14 protein-coding genes are annotated in these 16,884 nt (G+C 69.7%); 7 read left to right on the forward strand and 7 right to left on the reverse strand.

All coding sequences use genetic code 11. From position 1 onward, the window contains the following. Positions 1-60: 60 nt before the first annotated feature. The 5 genes from NR798_RS08350 to NR798_RS08370 all read right to left on the reverse strand — a co-directional run bounded on the left by NR798_RS08350 (position 61) and on the right by NR798_RS08370 (position 4,260). Positions 61-1,233, reverse strand: a complete 1,173-nt coding sequence (locus NR798_RS08350; protein ID WP_375770903.1) for an RDD family protein — start codon at positions 1,231-1,233, stop codon at positions 61-63. A 281-nt stretch (positions 1,234-1,514) separates the two neighbouring features. Next, positions 1,515-1,781: a hypothetical protein gene (locus NR798_RS08355; RefSeq protein WP_375770904.1), complete on the reverse strand. Its 267-nt coding sequence runs from the start codon at positions 1,779-1,781 to the stop codon at positions 1,515-1,517. Between the two features lie 125 nt (positions 1,782-1,906). Continuing rightward, positions 1,907-2,641, reverse strand: a complete 735-nt coding sequence (locus NR798_RS08360; RefSeq protein WP_375770905.1) for a 16S rRNA (uracil(1498)-N(3))-methyltransferase — start codon at positions 2,639-2,641, stop codon at positions 1,907-1,909. A gap of 49 nt (positions 2,642-2,690) precedes the next feature. Continuing rightward, positions 2,691-3,932, reverse strand: coding sequence for an endonuclease/exonuclease/phosphatase family protein (locus NR798_RS08365; protein ID WP_375770906.1), 1,242 nt, complete (start codon positions 3,930-3,932; stop codon positions 2,691-2,693). Between the two features lie 22 nt (positions 3,933-3,954). Next, entirely contained in the window at positions 3,955-4,260 is a 306-nt protein-coding gene (locus tag NR798_RS08370; RefSeq protein ID WP_375770907.1) for a hypothetical protein, read from the reverse strand. 152 nt (positions 4,261-4,412) lie between these two features. Here NR798_RS08370 and NR798_RS08375 point away from each other — a divergent pair, with 152 nt between their 5' ends. Together NR798_RS08375 and NR798_RS08380 are read left to right on the forward strand one after the other, a co-directional pair. After that, positions 4,413-5,414, forward strand: a complete 1,002-nt coding sequence (locus NR798_RS08375; RefSeq protein ID WP_375770908.1) for an asparaginase — start codon at positions 4,413-4,415, stop codon at positions 5,412-5,414. Positions 5,415-5,431: 17 nt separating this feature from the next. Further along, positions 5,432-6,748 carry an adenylate/guanylate cyclase domain-containing protein gene (locus NR798_RS08380; protein ID WP_375770909.1) on the forward strand — a complete coding sequence of 439 codons (1,317 nt, stop codon included), beginning with the start codon at positions 5,432-5,434 and terminating at the stop codon, positions 6,746-6,748. Positions 6,749-6,868: 120 nt separating this feature from the next. Here NR798_RS08380 and NR798_RS08385 read toward each other — a convergent pair whose 3' ends face one another. Next, positions 6,869-7,357, reverse strand: a complete 489-nt coding sequence (locus NR798_RS08385; protein WP_375770910.1) for a DUF962 domain-containing protein — start codon at positions 7,355-7,357, stop codon at positions 6,869-6,871. A gap of 52 nt (positions 7,358-7,409) precedes the next feature. After that, positions 7,410-8,282, reverse strand: a complete 873-nt coding sequence (gene prmA / locus NR798_RS08390; RefSeq protein ID WP_375770911.1) for a 50S ribosomal protein L11 methyltransferase — start codon at positions 8,280-8,282, stop codon at positions 7,410-7,412. Between the two features lie 260 nt (positions 8,283-8,542). On the opposite strand from prmA, the gene NR798_RS08395 reads away from it, so the two are divergent. From NR798_RS08395 to NR798_RS08415, 5 genes are read left to right on the forward strand one after another with little or no spacing between them, the layout of a single operon-like run. Next, positions 8,543-9,325, forward strand: a complete 783-nt coding sequence (locus tag NR798_RS08395) for a Tfp pilus assembly protein FimT/FimU (protein ID WP_375770912.1) — start codon at positions 8,543-8,545, stop codon at positions 9,323-9,325. A 5-nt stretch (positions 9,326-9,330) separates the two neighbouring features. Then, positions 9,331-9,897, forward strand: coding sequence for a hypothetical protein (locus NR798_RS08400; RefSeq protein WP_375770913.1), 567 nt, complete (start codon positions 9,331-9,333; stop codon positions 9,895-9,897). Further along, positions 9,897-11,066: a prepilin-type N-terminal cleavage/methylation domain-containing protein gene (locus NR798_RS08405; RefSeq protein WP_375770914.1), complete on the forward strand. Its 1,170-nt coding sequence runs from the start codon at positions 9,897-9,899 to the stop codon at positions 11,064-11,066. Before NR798_RS08400 ends, NR798_RS08405 begins: the two co-directional genes overlap by 1 nt. 11 nt (positions 11,067-11,077) lie before the next feature. Further along, positions 11,078-11,590, forward strand: coding sequence for a hypothetical protein (locus tag NR798_RS08410; RefSeq protein WP_375770915.1), 513 nt, complete (start codon positions 11,078-11,080; stop codon positions 11,588-11,590). Positions 11,591-11,599: 9 nt separating this feature from the next. Then, positions 11,600-16,837 carry a hypothetical protein gene (locus NR798_RS08415; protein ID WP_375770916.1) on the forward strand — a complete coding sequence of 1,746 codons (5,238 nt, stop codon included), beginning with the start codon at positions 11,600-11,602 and terminating at the stop codon, positions 16,835-16,837. Positions 16,838-16,884 lie beyond the last annotated feature (47 nt).

Consider the following 16,884-nt stretch of genomic DNA (forward strand, 5'->3'; position numbering starts at 1 on the left):
GTCTTGACTACATATTCAGGTGTAGACGTCTACACCTGAAGCGTGGTGGGCGCCGATGAGCTAGCTCGGCTGCACGACGTACGTGGAGGTGAGCTTGTCGTGGAGCGTCTGGCCGCGGCGATCGAAGAGGGCCATCCAGAAGCCCGCCAGGAAGAGGCCGAAGGACAAGGTGGCCAGCATGGCGCGGACGATGGCGCGGCCGGGCGCCGGAGCCAGGCCGTGCGTGTCCACGAGCCTCAACCCGAGCAGCCGCCGGCCGAGGGTGCGGCCATTCCAGAGGAAGGCGGACACAGCGCAGTAGACGAGCGAGAGCACCAGGAGGAGCGCGGCGCCGGGAAGCAGCACGGACTGGAGGGAGCGGATCTGGACGACGATGGCGTCGAGCCCCGAGAGGCTCGTCTGGGGCGCCTGCACGCCGGCCACGGAGGATGCGAGCATGAGGTAGAGCGCGGCCACTCCGGCGATGGCGCCGGTGTCGATGCCGAGGGCCAGCAAGCGGCGCCAGAGCGAGGCCGGGCGCGCATGGATCTCCGTCTCCTTGGACGCCGTGCCCGTGACCTTGGGGGCCGCCATGGCGACGGGAGCCGGAGCGGCGGGCGCCGGGGTCCGGGCGAGCACGGGAGCGGGAGCGGCGGGCTCGGACTCCTCGACATCGACGGGGAAGGACTCGTCCTCGAGGGAGATGTCCAGCGGGGCGGCGGCGGCCTTCGCGGCCGGGACATTCGGGAGGCTGGCGGTGGCCTGCGGGCGCGGAGGCACCACGGGCAGCCCCGGCGCGGACGCCTGCTGGGGCGCGGCGGCGTTCGGGATACCGAAGGCCGGAGTGCTCGCGCGCGGAGCCGGGGCCGCGACACCGGGCAGGTTGAATGCGGGAGCCGCCGGGGGCGCCGCCGGAGGAGGACGCGGCGCGGCGGCCTGGGCGGGAGCCGGAGGCGCCGGAGGACGGGCCATGGCGGGCTGCGAGGGAGCCGGAGGACGGGGCGCGGCGGCCTGAGGGGCCGGAGCCATCGGCGCGGCAGCGGCCTGGGGCCGGGGCGCGGGAGCCGGGGCCATCTGGGCGGCGGGGGCCTGGGCGCGCGGGGGCATGACGGGCAGGCCCGGAGCGCGAGGCGCGGCCGGAACTGGCGCCGAAGCCGGAGCCTGCTGGCGCGAGGCCGCCGGAGTCATGCCGGGGGGCGTCGAGGCGCCGCGGGCGGTCATGCCGGGCGGTGCGGCGGCGGGGCCGGGGATCATCGCCGGCGCGTCACGATCCGGGCGGCGGCGATCGATCTGGATCTCCTTGTCCAGAAAATTTGGGACGGCCCGGGCCGCGGGCTGAGACGCGGCGGCGCAGGTGGGGCAGTCCCCTACAGGCGGCAGCGAAGCTCCGCACTTCAGGCACTTGGACAACGGTTCCTCCCAGATGAAGAAGGCTGTAGCAGCATGAAACGCCTTCCTCGTGCCGGGAGCAAGAAAACCGCCGGAAGCCGGGGTTCCCCGCCTGGAGGCCGGTGGGAGTCCAGGGGCCCCCGGGCTCAGGCGAAGCGTCTGTTCCGGGTGCCGATGATCACCCCGATGGACACCAGGGCCGAGACGATGATGGCCAGCACGATGGCCATGGTATCCAGGCGGGTGGTGACGCTCGCCGGGGCGAAGATGGAACTGATGAGGGCGCCGATGACGCCTCCCAACGCGCCGAGGAGTGCGCTGCCCACGAGCCCCACCGAGCGCGAGGCCGGCAAGGCGATCCGCGAGAGGATGCCCACGATGAGCCCGATGAGCGCATAGGCGTAGATGGCCATGAGTGCCGCTCCCTGTCTGGCGCCTCGGGATGAGGTCGCCGTTGCGGAGCAAACATAGGAACGGCGGCACGGGGTGGGCATCCGCGAGGCAGCGGGGGCCCGTCCACCCGGCACCTGGCCAGGCGCTAACCCAGCTCTCCGTCCAGGAAGCCCATGACGGCGAGCGCGGCGAGGGCGGCCGTCTCGGTGCGCAGGATGCGGCGGCCGAGCGTGACGGGGCGGGCTCCGAGGGCCCGGAGCGCGGACACCTCCTCGCGGGCGAGGCCGCCCTCGGGGCCCACCACCAGGGCCACGGGCGAGCCGGGCGCGCAGGAGCGGAAGGCCTCGCTCAGCGGCACGGCGGACTCCTCCTCGTCGAGCACGAGCAGGGTGGTACCAGGAGCGAGCGCGCGCGCCGCGTCCACGAGGGGGCAGGGCGTGTGGACGAGCGGCACGTCATTGCGCCGGCACTGGCGGGCGGCCTCCTCGACGATCTTCGTCCAGCGGGCGGTGCGCTCCTCGGCGCGCTTGGGCTCGAGCTTCACCACGCTGCGGGCGGTGGCCACGGGGTGGAAGGCGGTGGCGCCCAGCTCGGTGCCCTTCTGCAGCACCCACTCCAGCTTGTCGCCCTTGGGGAGCCCCTGCAGGATGTGCAGCGGCCGGGAGGGAGGCGTATGCCGGGCCTCGCCGAGCACCAGGCGCACCTGCTCCGCGTCCAGGGAGGCCACGCGGGCCTCGAAAGCGCGGCCCGCGCCGTCGAAGACCTCGAGCGGGGAGCCCTCGGCGAGCCGCAGGACGTGGACGAGGTAATGGCGCCGCTCGCCCGAGAGCGTCACCTCGGGGGGAGCGGGCTCGGGGAGCGGGACGAAGAGTCGGACCACGGGTGGGCTGTCCTCCGGGGGTGGGGGCCCCCTTTCTACCAGGGCCGGCTCAGTGGCGGAGGCCGCGCAGCTGGAAGTCGGCGACGGAGGGCAGGTGGTCGGACGCGTCGGTGGAGTGGTCTACCTCGAGCAGCAGGGGCTCGAGCTGGCGCGAGGCGAAGAAGGTGTCGAAGCGCTTGCCGGTGGCGGGCACCACGCCCTGCCCGTCGGGCAGCGAGTTGAGGGTGGACATGTCGGCCACGTCCTGGAGGCGCAGCCACTGCTCCGAGTTCTTCGGGAAGGCGCCGGCGACGAGCATCTCGCGGGCCTTGTCCGGGTGAATGAGGGTGCCATCCGGCATGCGCACGCGCAGCTCGCGGGCGCGGCGCAGGGGATCCGGCAGCTCGTGCTCGAGGGCGTGGAGGGCGCGGCGCACGCGCACGTCGCCGATGTTGCCCACGCCCCAGTCGCCCACGCTGGGGTGCACGTCGCCGTAGCGCGACTCGTAGTCCTTCACCGTCCCGGTGGGCTCGTGCTTGCGGATGGGGCTGGGCAGCAGCGAGTAGTGGTGCTTGACGTTGATGTTGGCGTTGAAGTCGCCCAGGGCGATGGAGGGCACGCCGTCGCGCGCGTGCAGGGTGGCCTGGAGCTGCCAGAGCTGGCCGGCGTTGATGCCGCTGTCGCCCAGCGTGTGGTGCACGTTGTAGAGGGCCACGGGCATGCCGAGCACGTCGATGAGGGCGAAGAGCGCGCCCCGGTCCTCGTCCAGCTCGCCGACGAAGCCCTGGCGGGCGATGGCGGCGGCGCGGGTGTCCTCGGGGAAGGCATAGGTGTAGTGCGCGCCCTCGAGGAGGGGGTGGCGGCTGAGGAGGGCCTTGCCGTTGATGACGGGCCCGGCCACGTCGCGGCCTTGGTAGACGAGGTGGAAGCCGTAGTCGCGCGCGAGCTCCACGGCGGTGGGCTGGCTGGCCTCCTGGAGCGCGATGACGTCCGGCATCCGGCCGAGCTCCTCCATCGAGGCGAAGTAGCTCTCCAGCAGGGCCCGGCGCTCGCCGCCCAGGAGGATGTTGTACGTCATCACGCGGAGCACGTGGTCGCGGGGCGGGCGCGGCTGGGGGTGGTGCACCAGCAGCGTGGTTCCCGTCCCGAGCCGGCGCGGGCCCTCAGCGGGGGGCAGCGACTCGAAGCCCTGGAAGACCTGGGTGGGCTCCTGGTGCGGCAGGTGCTGGGGCGGTGCGGCGGGGACTCCGTCGATGACACTCCTCCCGAAGGGGAGGCGGTCCAGTAATCGCGAGAGGGCCTGTCCTGGCATGAGTCATCTATTTGTTGGTGCTCTACCCACCCTGCACGCGGCCGCTGGGTGCTTCGTCGCTCTCCGTGCCGGCGTCCTCGGGGCCGCCTGCTCCCTCGGCCGACAGACCGGGAGGCGTGTTGGTGGGGTCGGCGCCGTAGCCGGCCTTGCGGCCCGTCACGGTGTCGTCATCCGCGCTGCCCGCGAAGTGGCCCTCGCGCTGCTCCGCGAAGCCGCGCCGCTCGTCGGGGACGCCGCGTCTGGAGGAGTCGGTGGAGGCGCTGGATTGGGTAACGGCGTCCGTGTAGCCCCTGCCGGGTGTCGTGGTCTTGCTGAACTTGCCTGCCATGGTGGGCTCCTGAGGGGGTGTTCCTTCGCTCAATCTCGGGCGGCCGGTGGCACCCGCCAACCCATCCACCGGTTCATGGGGGAGGGGAGGCGAGGGGGCGAGCCATCGGGAGCGAGGCAAAGCGGCGGCACACCTGCTATGCGCAGCGCGACATGTCCTCTCTTCTGATCGAATCGACGCGCTCCGGCCACGTCGAGTCCGTGCACCAGGTATCGGTGGCGGTGGTGGACGCGCGGGGCGTGCTGGTGGCCTCGGCGGGCAACCCCGAGCGGGTGTCCATGTGGCGCTCGGCGGCGAAGGCGTTCCAGGCGTTGCCGCTGGTGCGGGACGGGGCGGCGGACCACTTCGGCTTCGGCCCGCGGGAGCTGGCGCTCGCGTGTGCCTCGCACTCGAGCGAGCCGGTGCACCGCGAGGTGTGCGCGGGGATGCTGAAGGCCACGGGGTGCGAGGAGTCGCAGCTGGCGTGCGGGCCGCACCCGCCGTTGTCGCAGGCGGTGGCGGACGAGGCGGTGCGCCAGGGGACGGTCATCACCGAGAAGTGGAGCAACTGCTCGGGCAAGCACGCGGGGATGTTGGCGTTGGCGAAGCACCACGGCTGGGCCACGGAGGGGTACGAGCGCGCGGGGCATCCGGTGCAGGCGCGCATCCTGGAGGAGGTGGCGCACTGGACGGGGCTGCCGGCGGGGGAGTTGTTGCAGGCGGTGGATGGGTGCACGGCGGTGTGCTTCGGGCTGCCGCTGCGGGCGATGGCGATGGCGTACGCGCGTTTCGGGGTGTCGGAGCTGGAGGCGGCGATGCGGCTGCGCGAGGCGATGTGGGCGCACCCGGAGCTGGTGGCGGGCACGGGCCGGCTGTGCACGGAGCTGATGGCGGCGGGGCGCGGGCTGGTGCTGGCGAAGGTGGGGGCCGAGGGCATCTACAGCGCGGCGGTGCCGGCGCTGGGGCTGGGGGTCGCGCTGAAGGTGGAGGACGGGGACATGAGGTGCTCGCCGCCGGCGCTGCTGGAGGTGCTGCGGCAGGTGTTCGAGCGGTACGAGGGGCGCGTGGCGGTGCCGATGGAGGGGTTGGGGCACCACGTGGAGCCGTTGCAGCGCAACACGCGGGGAGCGGTGACGGGCAGCTTGCGTGCGGTGGGGCGGCTGCGGTTCTCATGAGGGTTCAGGAGGCCGCCATGGCGCGCCGTGCGAGTGACGACAGTACGGTGGCCCGGTTCGAGGTCGCCCGGGCCAACCAGGAGCGGGTGTTGGCCGAGAGCGCGCTGCGGGGCGAGCGCGTGGTGTCGCGGGTGCGCCTGGCGCTGTTCGTGCTGGTGACGTTCAGTCAGGCCGTCATCGCGCGGATGTCGGGCGAGCTGGGCCCGAAGGACACGCCGAGGCTGGTGGCGGTGCTGTCCTATCTGGTGTTCGCGATCTCCATCACGCTGATCCTCCATCGCCAGAAGCCGAACCGGGGCAAGGCGAGGTGGATGCCGGTGTTCACCACGCTGTTGGACGGGGGCTTCTTCGGCTTCGTGGCCTGGCGGGGGGCCTCCAGCTCGGGGCACTTCAACCCGCAGATGCTGGCGGCGAGCTGCGCGGTGGTGATTGCCTTCTCGGTGGCGCGCTACAGCTGGCTGCACGTGGTGCTGTCCACGGTGACGTCCTCGGTGACGTACGCGCTGGTGTGCTGGGTGATGGGGGAGTTCTCGGTCTCGAAGGTGAGCTACGTGCTGGGCTGCTACATCGCGCTGGGGCTGCTCATCGGGTGGGCGAACACGGCGGTGAGCAGCATGTTCCTGGGGCTGAGGAGGCGCGACAACCTCTCGCGCTTCCTGCCGCGTCAGGTGGTGGAGCGGGTGCTGCAGACGGGGGATGGGACGTTGGAGCCGGTGCAGCGGGAGGTGACGATCCTCTTCAGCGACATCCGGGACTTCACGGCGCTGAGCGAGTCATTGCCACCGCGGGCGGTGCTGGGGCTGCTGGACGACTACTTCGGGCACATGGGGCAGATTGTGATGGGGCACGGGGGCATCGTGAACAAGTTCCTGGGGGACGGGATGCTGGCGTGCTGGGGAGTGCCGGACGGGGACGCGAATCACGCGGCGCACGCGATGCAGGCGGCGCTGGACATGAGGAAGAAGCTGGAGGAGCTCAACGCGTGGAGGGCGCAGCGGGGGGAGCCGGCGCTGCGCATTGGCATCGGGCTGCACACGGGGGTGGTGGCGGCGGGGATGCTGGGCGGCGCGGAGCAGCACGAGTACACGGTGATCGGGGACGCGGTGAACCTGGCCTCGCGGGTGGAAGGCCTGACGAAGGCGTTGGGGGTGGACATCCTGGTGAGCGAGAGCACCTGGAGGGCGGGGGAGGGCCGTTTCCAGGGGGAGCGGATGTCCGAGGAGCGGGTGAAGGGGAGGAAGGAAGCGGTGGTGGTCTACTCCCTGAAGGGCCGGGCGCCGCCGGACAAGACGGAGCCCGTCCCCAGGATGCCGAGAACCGCCGAGTCCCACTGAGCGACCCCCACAGCCCAAGCCCACTCCGCCCCCACTCCCTCTCCCCTCGGGAGAGGGTCGGGGTGAGGGTGCCAGGACCCCGGGTCGAGCCGCGAGGGCCCACCCGAGTACCCCCGAGAACTACCGAGCCGTCTGCGGAGCCGTCTGGGCCTGGGGAGCGAGCTTGTAGTCCCCGGTCAGCAGGGCGACGAAGAACAGGGGCCCGACGAGGGCGTGCACGAGGTTGGTGAAGAAGGAAGGAGACTTCTTCTCCCAGACGGCGTGGCCGGCGAGCTGGACGAGCCAGCCGACGACCGCGATGCCGACGACGGTCCAGACAGGCAGCAGCCGGCCCAGCGGGATGCAGAGGGCGGTGGCGGCGGAGACGATGAGTCCCAGCTTGGCGTCGGCGCGCAGGAACCAGATGGAGGCCAGGGCCCAGGCGACGAAGGCGAGGGTGAGCGAGCCACCGGGGAGGGCGGGCACGGAGGCCAGCCGCACCCAGTCCAGCATGGCGACGATGTGCAGGACGATGAGGGGGATGGCGAGCTTGTGGGTGAGGCGGTTGGTGGGGTGCTGGTGGGCGGAGGTGTACTCGTCGAACAGGGCCTGGGTCTGTGGCTTCAGCATGGGGAAACTCTAACCCTCCTCGGACCGAATGGTAGGCAACCCTGGGGGAACACTACTGGGCGCGGTGGAAATCCAGCCGTACCCACTCGCCCTGTTGGGCGCCCGGCTCCGGCACCAGGCCGAGGTTCACGTACGCGGCCTCCACCTCCGCCTTCTGGTGCGCGAGCACGCCGGCCATCAGCAGCCTGTCCTTCACCTTGGCGACGATGAGGGGCGCCAGCTCGATGAGCGTGTTGGCGAGGATGTTGGCCACCACCAGGTCGAAGGTGCCCTCCACCTCCGTCAGCTCCTTGCCCGACAGCTCCACGTCCGGCGTGCCGTTGTCCACGGCGTTCTCCCGCGACAGCTCCACCGACACCGGATCGTTGTCCGTGCCCACCACCCGTCCGGCGCCGAGCTTCTTCGCGGCGATGGCCAACACGCCCGTACCTGTCCCCACATCCAGCACGCTCGCGCCCGGATGGGTGCTCATGTAGTCATCCACCGCACCCAGACACAGCGAGGTGGTGGGATGGTCGCCGGTGCCGAAGGCCATCTTCGGCTCGATGACGAGGCGCACCTTGTCGGCCGGAGCGTTCTGCGCTTCCCAGGGGGGCCCTACCCACAGCCGGCCCACCTGCACGGACTTGATGTGGGCCTTCCAGGCATTGCTCCAGTCCTGCTGCTGCTCCTCGGCCAGCTGAAGGCGCGCCGAGGGGTGGGCCTCCGCGAGGGCCGCGCGGGCCTGCTCGGCTGTCTCCGCGTCCTCGAAGTAGGCCACGACGATGGCCTCGCCTGGCGCGGGCGCCCGCACTCCCGGCATGGTGGGACCCTCCCGGTCCCGTACCTCCAGTCCCATGGCGCCCTCTTCGTGCAGCAGGTCCTGGGCGGCTTCCAACTCCGCTTCCGGCAGATCCACCGTGAGTGTCTGATACGTCCCCGTCATGTGGCCCTTCTCGCGTCTGGCGTTGCTTTCCCGAAGATGCCGGGATGCCTGCAGCGGGGAAAGAAATTTCCGAGGCAGCACGTCTGCTCCGCTGCTCGTCCCGCGGGGGAGCCGAGGATGCGATGATCCCTCGTCGGAATTTGCGGTAAGCTGCTCCACCAAGGACCATGTAGTAGCTCTCGCAGCTCAGCTTTTCTTTGTGCGCCCGGTGTCTGGATGGTGTGGGGCTCTGCTCGGGGGCGCCGGATGATGGACTCCCTATGAAGCGAACCCGCCGCAATACCGGTTTCTCCCTCATCGAGATGGCGACTGTCGTGGGAATCATCGCCATTCTCGCCGCGCTCGCGTACGCCGCGCTGGAGGTGTTGCCGCAGCGCACGCGGCTGACAGGCGGCGCGCTCGAGTTCGCCGCGGTCATCTCCAGTGCCCGCTCGCAGGCGTACGGCCGCAACCAGCGCGTGGCGGTGGTGCTCAACGCGGACGGGCCCACGCTGGGCGACCCCATCCGCTACTGGGTGGTGGTGGACGCCTGGTCCAACCTGGCCGCGACGATGAAGGCCAATCCGAGCTGGCGCTCGCTGGCGGATCTGAAGCCCGCTGCTCCCGCGCCACCGGGGGCGGACTTCCCGCTGTTCGACTCGGGCAACTTCAACCCCTCGGTGCGGGTGCTGGAGGGCGGCTTCATCGAGGCGGTGGGCCGCGTGGCGCACAAGGGCTGCACCTCGCTGCTGTCCACGCGCATTGGCCTGGCCAAGGGCCAGCCGTCGGTGAGTACCGACATCTTCCCGCCGCCCTTCTGCTTCGTTCCCAGCGAGAAGCCCTGCACCTTCTGCTCCGGGGACGGCTCGACCAAGCCCCTGCGCGGCGTCATCTTCTTCGAGCCGGATGGGGGCGTGACGTTCGCCGATGCCGAGGGCAAGCCGTCCACGGCTGGCGCGGCCTCCATCGCTTTCCTCCCGGTGGGCGGCGGCGGTCTGCAGAGCGCGCAGGCCATCGTCATCACCAACACCGGTCTCGTCCGGACCTTCTCGGCTGCGAGGTGATTGCCATGCTGCGACGCGCTCCCTTCCGCCCACGCCACGGCTTCACGACGATCGAATCCCTCATCGCCTCCGTCGTGTTCCTGGTGGGTCTCGCCGGTCTGCTCGGCGCGCTCGTCCAGGCGCGCGGCGCCACCGGCCAGGCCCGCCGGCTCATGCAGGCCACCGATGTCGCCAACGACCTGGCCGAGCAGATCCAGCTCTGGGACTTCAACGACTCGCGCCTGGCCGCCAACGACGCCCTGTGCGCGGATGATCCGCTGGACAAGGGCGACAAGCTGCTCCATCCCGGCACCGGTGACTACAACGCCTACCTCGCGTGCATGCACGGCGAGCTGATGCTGCGCCTGGGCGGTGCCCAGTTCGGTGGCCTGCAGCGGGCCGCCTTCAAGGACGAGGACAAGGTGGAGGGCCGCAACGAGACCGTCTACCAGCGCTACTACATCGTCCGCACCCAGGAGGTGCGTGAAGGGGTGAAGCGCATGCAGGTCTGGGTGAAGGTGCTCTACATGGATGCGGGGGAGCCGCGCGTCGTGACGACCCAGACGATGCGCATCCAGATGGGAGGCGTGTGATGCGGCGCCAGCGTGGATTTACCCTCATCGAGCTGATGGTGGGCTCGGCCGTGACATTCCTCACGGTGCTCGCGGTCTCCGCGGCCTTCCTCGGCTACACCCAGTCCTTCTACACGCAGGCGGGTATCCGCGGCGGGCAGGCCTCGCTGCGGCAGACGCACATGATGGTGGTGCGCAACCTGCGCATGGCCGGCTACGGCATGGAGCCGCCGCTCGCCTTCGACTTCCCGGATGGCTGGTCGCGCGACTCGCTCGGCGCCATCAACCGCTCGGACCGGCTCGTCTTCCGGATGCGCAACCCGGCGTTCAACGCCTTCGCCTCCTCGATGACCGCCACGTCCATCAACCTGGCCAAGGGCCTGACCGAGACGCTGCGCAAGGGGCAGATCGTCCAGGTGGTGTGCCCCGGCGCGCTCGGCTGGAGCTACGGGCAGCTCAGCGCGGATGCTCCCAAGGGCGCCACGAACCTGGTGCTGGAGCCGGCCAACGGCAGGTTCCCCCGGCTCAACGACTTCTCCGCCAGCTGCTTCGGCTCGGGCTCCGGCGGGCTGAGCGTGTACGTCTTCAAGATCGACGTCTTCGACTACTCCATCCGGCTCATCGACGAGGATGGCAATCCCACCACGCCGGACCGGCCCTACCTGTTCCGCCGTCACGGGCTGGCCGAGGTGGATGTGGACAACTCGTACGGCGAGCCGGTGGCCGAGGACATCGAGGCGCTGCGCGTCTCCTTCCTGCGCGGCGATGGCTCCTTCTTCATCCCCACCAAGTACGACGACACGGTCCACCCGGCGCCCGGCTACGACACGCCCCTGGACGACCCGCGGCGCGCCAACGACAACCCGGCCAACATCCGCGCCGTGGTGGTGGGCCTGGTGGCGCGCAGCACCACGCGCGACTCGGGCGCCAGCCCCCAGGTGATGAACCAGATTCCCTCCTTCGGCAGCAAGCTGACCACCTCGAGTGGCAAGCTCGTCCCGGTACCCGAGGACCCCATTCCCAAGCCCAAGGACTACGGCTTCCGCCGCATCGTCTCCGAGATGTCGGTGCACGTGCGTAACATGCGCTCCTCGGAGATGCCCGTGCCCGTCTATACGCTGGACTCGACGACTCCGGACGCCTGCAAGGGCGCCCTTCCCAAGGATGACTTCAATTGCGCTGGAGGCTAGGAGGACTTGCCATGAAGAAACGCCTCGGCAGACGCGGTTCCGTGCTGTTGCTGGTGGTGGTGTTGCTGGCGGTCATCAGTCTGCTGGCCGCCGCTGCCGTTTCCTTCTCTCACAGTGAGCTGGGCGCGGCCCGCAACGAGCGCAGCGGCGATGAGCTGCTCGCATGCGCGGACGCCGGCCGCCAGTACATGCTCTCGCGCTTCAGCCTCTTGGATGGCGCGCCCGTGGATCTCTCCGCCGTCAACGTGGACCTCAACGCGGCCGGCGCCACCAACTGCCCTGACGCGGGCACCGTCCCCGAGGACTCCCGATGTGCGCGTAGCGGCCACATGGGACAGATGTCAGTCGCGGGCATCACGGCCGTCGAAGGCAGGGCGGGCGGAGACCGGCGGGCGCTGAGAGATCTGTCGAATACAGTCGGAAAAACCAGCTTGGGTGGCGTTCCGCATAAGATTACGGTCCACTGTGTGGACGAAAACGGTCGTGGGACCGAAGTGGAATTCGTCGTGCGATTCGGTCTCTAGGAGCCTTTCATGATGCGCATCGACTTCGACACCATGCGACGTACCCTGCGGAAGCCACTGGTCCGCGGAGTCGGCGTGGCCGCGGGCGTAGTGGTTGCGGGGGCAGTGGGACTGCTGGCCAGGGACAGCCGCTCGGGTGAGGTGGACGTGCCTCCCAAGGCCGCCTGCTGCACGAGCGCGCTGGCCATCGGCGACGCGATGATCAATCCCTCGCAGGGAGGCGACAAGGACTTCTTCGAAGTCCCCTCCAGCCCTCCGAGCGCCATGTTCCTGCTGGGCAACAACGAGTCCATGCAGGACTACCCCCAGTACCTGCCCGAGGTCTTCACGCCGGGCTACTACCCCACGCCCGCCAGCCCCGCTCCCGGCGATCTCGGCGGCGAGGGCTCGGCCGGTCTGGCCACCAACACGGGCTGCTCGGACCCGGCGCTCGTCGCCGCGATGGACAGCTGGTTCGACAAGGCCAGCCCCCTGCCGGAGAAGAACGGCTCCATCGTCTACGACTCCGACGGTGCCCTGTCCTCTGCGTTCTTCGACCCGAACCGCTTCTACTTCTCGCGCGGCCGGCGCCTCGCGTGGAACGTGAAGGAGGGTCCGTACACCATCAACGGTAACGACTTCGAAGGCCCCCTGAACAGCTACGGGGACGCGCTGACGGCCTGCTACGCGAGCGTGGGTTGGGACACGACGGATTACCCCTATGGTTCCGTCGACGCGCCCCTCATGACCGAGTGCCGGGCGTGTCTGGCGACCAAGGGCTGGTGGCGCGGTCCGGTCGTGACGGCCAAGACCCAGGCGACGAATCCGAGCCAGGCCGGCCCCCTCAAGGAGCTGGACGAGCCGCCGCTTCCTCCCGAGGCGATGCGCAAGTGGGTGCTCAGCGGCCGCGTGCTCAACGTGCGTCCGCCCAAGTTCGTGGTGGCGCGCAAGGTGCTCAAGGACGTCATCAAGATGGCGCCCAACGTGCGCATGGGCGTGGCCACCTTCGGCGAGGACCACGGTTGGTTCGACCCCACGTTGATCCTCGAGCCGCTGCGTCCGAGCTGCGACGACTCCTTCCCGGAGATCAAGGAGACGGGCTCGACGGGCCTCAACCGCGCCCGGCTCACGGCGGCGGTGAACGAGGTGAACTTCCGCAACAACGAGCGCTCCATCGGTGAGGCGCTGTTCGGCCTCGGTGGCTACTTCTCCTCGCAGAAGGCGGACGGCAAGTGGGAGAACTGGTTCAAGCAGCCCCTCAACCCGGGCTACTTCGGCTGGCCGGGCTGCTGCAACGGTGGCACCACGGATGACCCGTACACCGGCAAGCCGGGCGCCTTCTGGGGCGTGGACTCCAAGGAGTGGGTCAAGCCGCCCTACACGGACCCGTATACCGGCAAGTACCTGCCGGGCCAGCCCTGGGAGGATCCGACCCCCGGTGGCCGTCGCTCCGTGTGCTTCGGCTGCCAGGTCAGCTCCGTCATCGTCCTCACGGACGGCGCGCCCAAGTACGACAACTCGGTGCCCATCACCAAGATGATGCAGCTGCTGGTGGACAAGGGCGTGCGGCACGGCGCCAAGACGGGTGCGCTCGAGGGCACGCCGGTGCGCTTCGACGCGACCACTCCGGACACCAACCCGGACGTGGGCGGCATCAACTACTGCGACCAGTTCGTGAAGGTGGACCACCCGGAGCCCACCCCGGACGAGTACTTCACCAAGGCGGATTGCGACTACACCTACTACAACTGGCCGGTCGGCCACGGCGTGGGCAACCGCAACTTCATGGATGACGTGTCGTTCTTCCTGGCCAACATGGACCTGCGAGACGACATGCCGGGCGTGCAGTCCATGCGCACGTACACCATCGGTTACGGCGACAACAGCGCCATGCTCCAGAGCATCGCGCGCGCCGGCAAGGGCAACTTCTACCAGGCCAACGATGCCGTGCAGCTGCGCACCGCCATCCTGGACGCCCTCGGCGACATCCGCCAGCTGTCCACCTCGTTCGCCGCCGCCAACATCTCCGGCGTGCAGGCGACGGGCGTGCAGTCCTCCGTGTTCGTTCCCCGCTTCATCCCCCGCCGCAACCGTCCGTACGAGGGCCACCTCTACCGCTTCTTCTACTACAGCGAGTTCGCCCAGGGCTGCGACGACGCCCGGGTGAAGAGCACGGCGGGCGACCCGGCCGACCTGAACAAGGATAAGGACTGCGAGGACACCTTCTTCCTGGACAGCGACGGCATCGAGTACGACCCGCCGGGCGTCCCCAAGGTGTCGAGCTTCAAGGCCTCCAACATCGTCCAGGAGAACACCGCGGGCGAGTGGGTCAAGCTGAGCACGGCCACCCCGGTGGGCGATGGCAAGGTGGAGGGCGGCGTGCTGGCCAAGCCCTTCTGGGACCTGGGCGAGACGATCGGCAAGCGCTCGGCCGTCGCGAAGTGCGATCCGACCAAGCCGCTCGGCGGCGCCGATGGTGACAGCGGCCGCTGCATCTTCACGGTGGTGGACCGCAACAACAACGGCAAGTTCGACGTGGAGGACAACCCGCCGCTCGAGTTCCACGAGTCCAACATCGCCGAGCTGCAGAAGTACCTGCTGGCCGGTGGCGACACTTTCTGCAGCACGCTCTACGCCAAGGCCGGACTGGGGCCGTGGGACGGCACCGCCGCGCAGCAGAAGACGTGTGCCGAGACGCTCATCCGCTTCGTGCGCGGCGTGGACGTGTTCGACTACGACGGTGACTCCAACAAGAGCGAGGAGCGGCCGTGCGCGGACAACAAGGCGGGGGACAAGACGTCCTGCAAGCTCGCGGACATCTTCCACTCCACGCCGGTGACGGTGGAGTCGCCGGGAGATCCGTTCCTCTGCTCGCTGGGCCTCAATGGCCAGTGCGTGTCCACGCTCTACGAGGACTTCTCCGCCTCGGTGTCCTCCGAGCCGCGGTGCGTGGGCAGCAGTGGTCCCGGTCGCTGCTACGCCCCCACGCCCCTGGCGGCGAGCACCCTGGGCGCGCGCAATGGCTCCTATGGTGACTACCAGAAGCTGATGGCCTCCCGTCCGCGCGTCGCGCTGGTGGGCTCCAACGGCGGCATGCTGCACGCCATCCACGTGGGTGAGGCCGTGCCTCCCAAGCCGGAGGACGCGGGCAAGAAGGGCTTTGGCACCACCTACACCGTGGGCACGGGCCAGGAGATCTGGGCCTTCATCCCGCCGGATCTGCTGCCCAAGCTGAGCCTGATGGTGGGCGCCAAGCACGAGTACTTCGTGGACGGCACGCCCATGGTGCGTGACATCTGGGCGGACGGCGAGATGAAGACGACCGCGGACGATGCCTCCGCCAAGGACGGCACCAAGCAGTCGAACGAGTTCCGCACCATCGCCGTCATCACCGAGCGCGGCGGTGGCCAGCGCTACGTGGCGCTGGACATGACGGACCCGTACCTGATGTTCAAGAGCCTCACGGCCCCGTCGGATCCGGCCACCAAGCCGTTCCGGTGGATGTTCCCCAACGCGTGCGACCCGGAGTCGGCCAGCATGGGCCAGTCCTGGTCCAACTTCGCTCCCAAGCCGCCTCCCATCGGGCCGGTCCGCCTCGAGTCCGTGGCCGGAGCGGATGCCAAGCGCAAGTGGGAGGAGCGCTGGGTGGCCGTGCTCAACGGCGGCTACAGCTCGGACCTGACGCGCGGCCGCGGCGTCTACATGGTGGACGCGTGGACGGGCAAGATGCTGTGGTCCGCGGAGGCCCAGCCGGGCTTCAAGGCGTCGGATCCCTACAACGACGTGATCAACCAGATGATGCCCGTGGCGGCCTCGCCGGCGCTGGTGGACATCGGCAAGGCGGAGAACGTCGAGCGCGATCTGGACGGCTTCTTCGACACCCTGGTCGTCGGCGACATGGGCGGCCAGGTGTGGACGTTCCGTCTCATGGAGCCGGGCAAGCTGGACGCCTCCGGCAAGGTGAGCAACTGGTACGGCGCGCGCTCGCTGGAGATGCAGCGTGAGGACGGGTCCACCTTCGGGCCGCAGAACGCCCACGCGAAGGCGCCCTTCTTCAACATCCCCTCCAACGTCCTGCAGCCGGAGACGGGCTGGCTGCGCAGCTTCATGGGCACGGGCGACCGGCAGCACCTGCGCACCACGGCGGGCACGGACTGCGGCCCGGATGACCTGTTGGCCTGCATCCGCCTCAAGTGCGACGTGTCGGCCACGCTGGTCGCCGAGGTCAACGGCCAGAAGCGCACCACCACGCTCAAGTACGAGCTGGGTGTGCTCAAGGAGAACAAGGAGGAGTGGGTCACCGGCCTGGGTGATGCGTGCTCCAGCTCGCGCATGGAGCTGACGGAGCTCTCCATCGCCTGCCCCGACGCGGCGCTCGGCACCACCACCTACCCGGCGCCCTGGACCGGCACGGCGAAGACGTTCAAGACGGAGTCCTTCGCCAAGAGCACCGGCACCAAGTGGACGGGTGATCACCTCAACCTCAACACGAGCGAGCACCCGGACCTGAAGCTGGGCGACGACGAGAAGAAGAGCGTGGCGAACAACCGCTACTTCGGCTTCCACGCGTACGGTGGCTCCCTGCGCAAGTTCGTCACCAAGGACGAGGCGGTCGCGTTCGACAAGATGCGCGTGTCGGACAAGGCCGGTGGCTATGCCTGCCCCGCGGGCGTCAAGTGCGAGCTGGTGGACGTGACCATTCCGGACACGGCCTACGAGTACCTGGCGCCGGACGCGTCGGGCTACAAGCAGCGCTACATCCCGGCGGCGAAGATTGGCTCGCTCAAGCGCGGCACCTCCGAGGGGCCGGGCTGGTTCATCCGCTACGACAACTCGCTGCTGGAGCGCACGGCGGCCGGCTCGACGGTGCTCGCGGGCGTCGTCTTCTGGCCCTCGTTCTCCCCGGTGGCGGGCAAGAGTGGCTCGGCCTGCTCGCTGACGGGCTCGGGTGACATGTCCTACTCGTGGCAGGCGGACGCCATCACCGGTCTGCCGGACATGGCCGCGGGCTTCCGCGCGGGCACCGGCTTCATCAACAGCAAGGGCCGTCCCACCACCGCTCCTCCGAGCGAGGGCTCGCCCATCATCTCGCTGTCGAAGACGGGCGGCATCCGCTTCGAAGTGGCGGTGACGAGCCCGGGCGACGCGCCCAAGACGGAGAAGCTGCGTGACCAGAAGAACGTCACGCCGGACATCTACTGGATGGAGGTGCCTCGCAACCTCCACGCGTGCCGTCACGAGAACGCCGAGGCCTGCGCCCAGCCGTAAGGGCCTCCTGGTGAGCCGGGCCCCCATCGGGGCCCGGTAAACTCAAA

Source organism: Archangium gephyra, from assembly GCF_042230915.1.
Lineage (GTDB): Bacteria > Myxococcota > Myxococcia > Myxococcales > Myxococcaceae > Archangium > Archangium gephyra_B.

Coding starts and splice junctions, on each gene's coding strand:
- NR798_RS08350 (WP_375770903.1), bottom strand. CDS start 1,233: ATGATCCCCGGCCCCGCCGCCGCACCGCCCGGCATGACCGCCCGCGGC.
- NR798_RS08355 (WP_375770904.1), bottom strand. CDS start 1,781: ATGGCCATCTACGCCTATGCGCTCATCGGGCTCATCGTGGGCATCCTC.
- NR798_RS08365 (WP_375770906.1), bottom strand. CDS start 3,932: ATGCCAGGACAGGCCCTCTCGCGATTACTGGACCGCCTCCCCTTCGGG.
- NR798_RS08370 (WP_375770907.1), bottom strand. CDS start 4,260: ATGGCAGGCAAGTTCAGCAAGACCACGACACCCGGCAGGGGCTACACG.
- NR798_RS08375 (WP_375770908.1), top strand. CDS start 4,413: ATGTCCTCTCTTCTGATCGAATCGACGCGCTCCGGCCACGTCGAGTCC.
- NR798_RS08380 (WP_375770909.1), top strand. CDS start 5,432: ATGGCGCGCCGTGCGAGTGACGACAGTACGGTGGCCCGGTTCGAGGTC.
- NR798_RS08385 (WP_375770910.1), bottom strand. CDS start 7,357: ATGCTGAAGCCACAGACCCAGGCCCTGTTCGACGAGTACACCTCCGCC.
- prmA (WP_375770911.1), bottom strand. CDS start 8,282: ATGACGGGGACGTATCAGACACTCACGGTGGATCTGCCGGAAGCGGAG.
- NR798_RS08395 (WP_375770912.1), top strand. CDS start 8,543: ATGAAGCGAACCCGCCGCAATACCGGTTTCTCCCTCATCGAGATGGCG.
- NR798_RS08400 (WP_375770913.1), top strand. CDS start 9,331: ATGCTGCGACGCGCTCCCTTCCGCCCACGCCACGGCTTCACGACGATC.
- NR798_RS08405 (WP_375770914.1), top strand. CDS start 9,897: ATGCGGCGCCAGCGTGGATTTACCCTCATCGAGCTGATGGTGGGCTCG.
- NR798_RS08410 (WP_375770915.1), top strand. CDS start 11,078: ATGAAGAAACGCCTCGGCAGACGCGGTTCCGTGCTGTTGCTGGTGGTG.
- NR798_RS08415 (WP_375770916.1), top strand. CDS start 11,600: ATGATGCGCATCGACTTCGACACCATGCGACGTACCCTGCGGAAGCCA.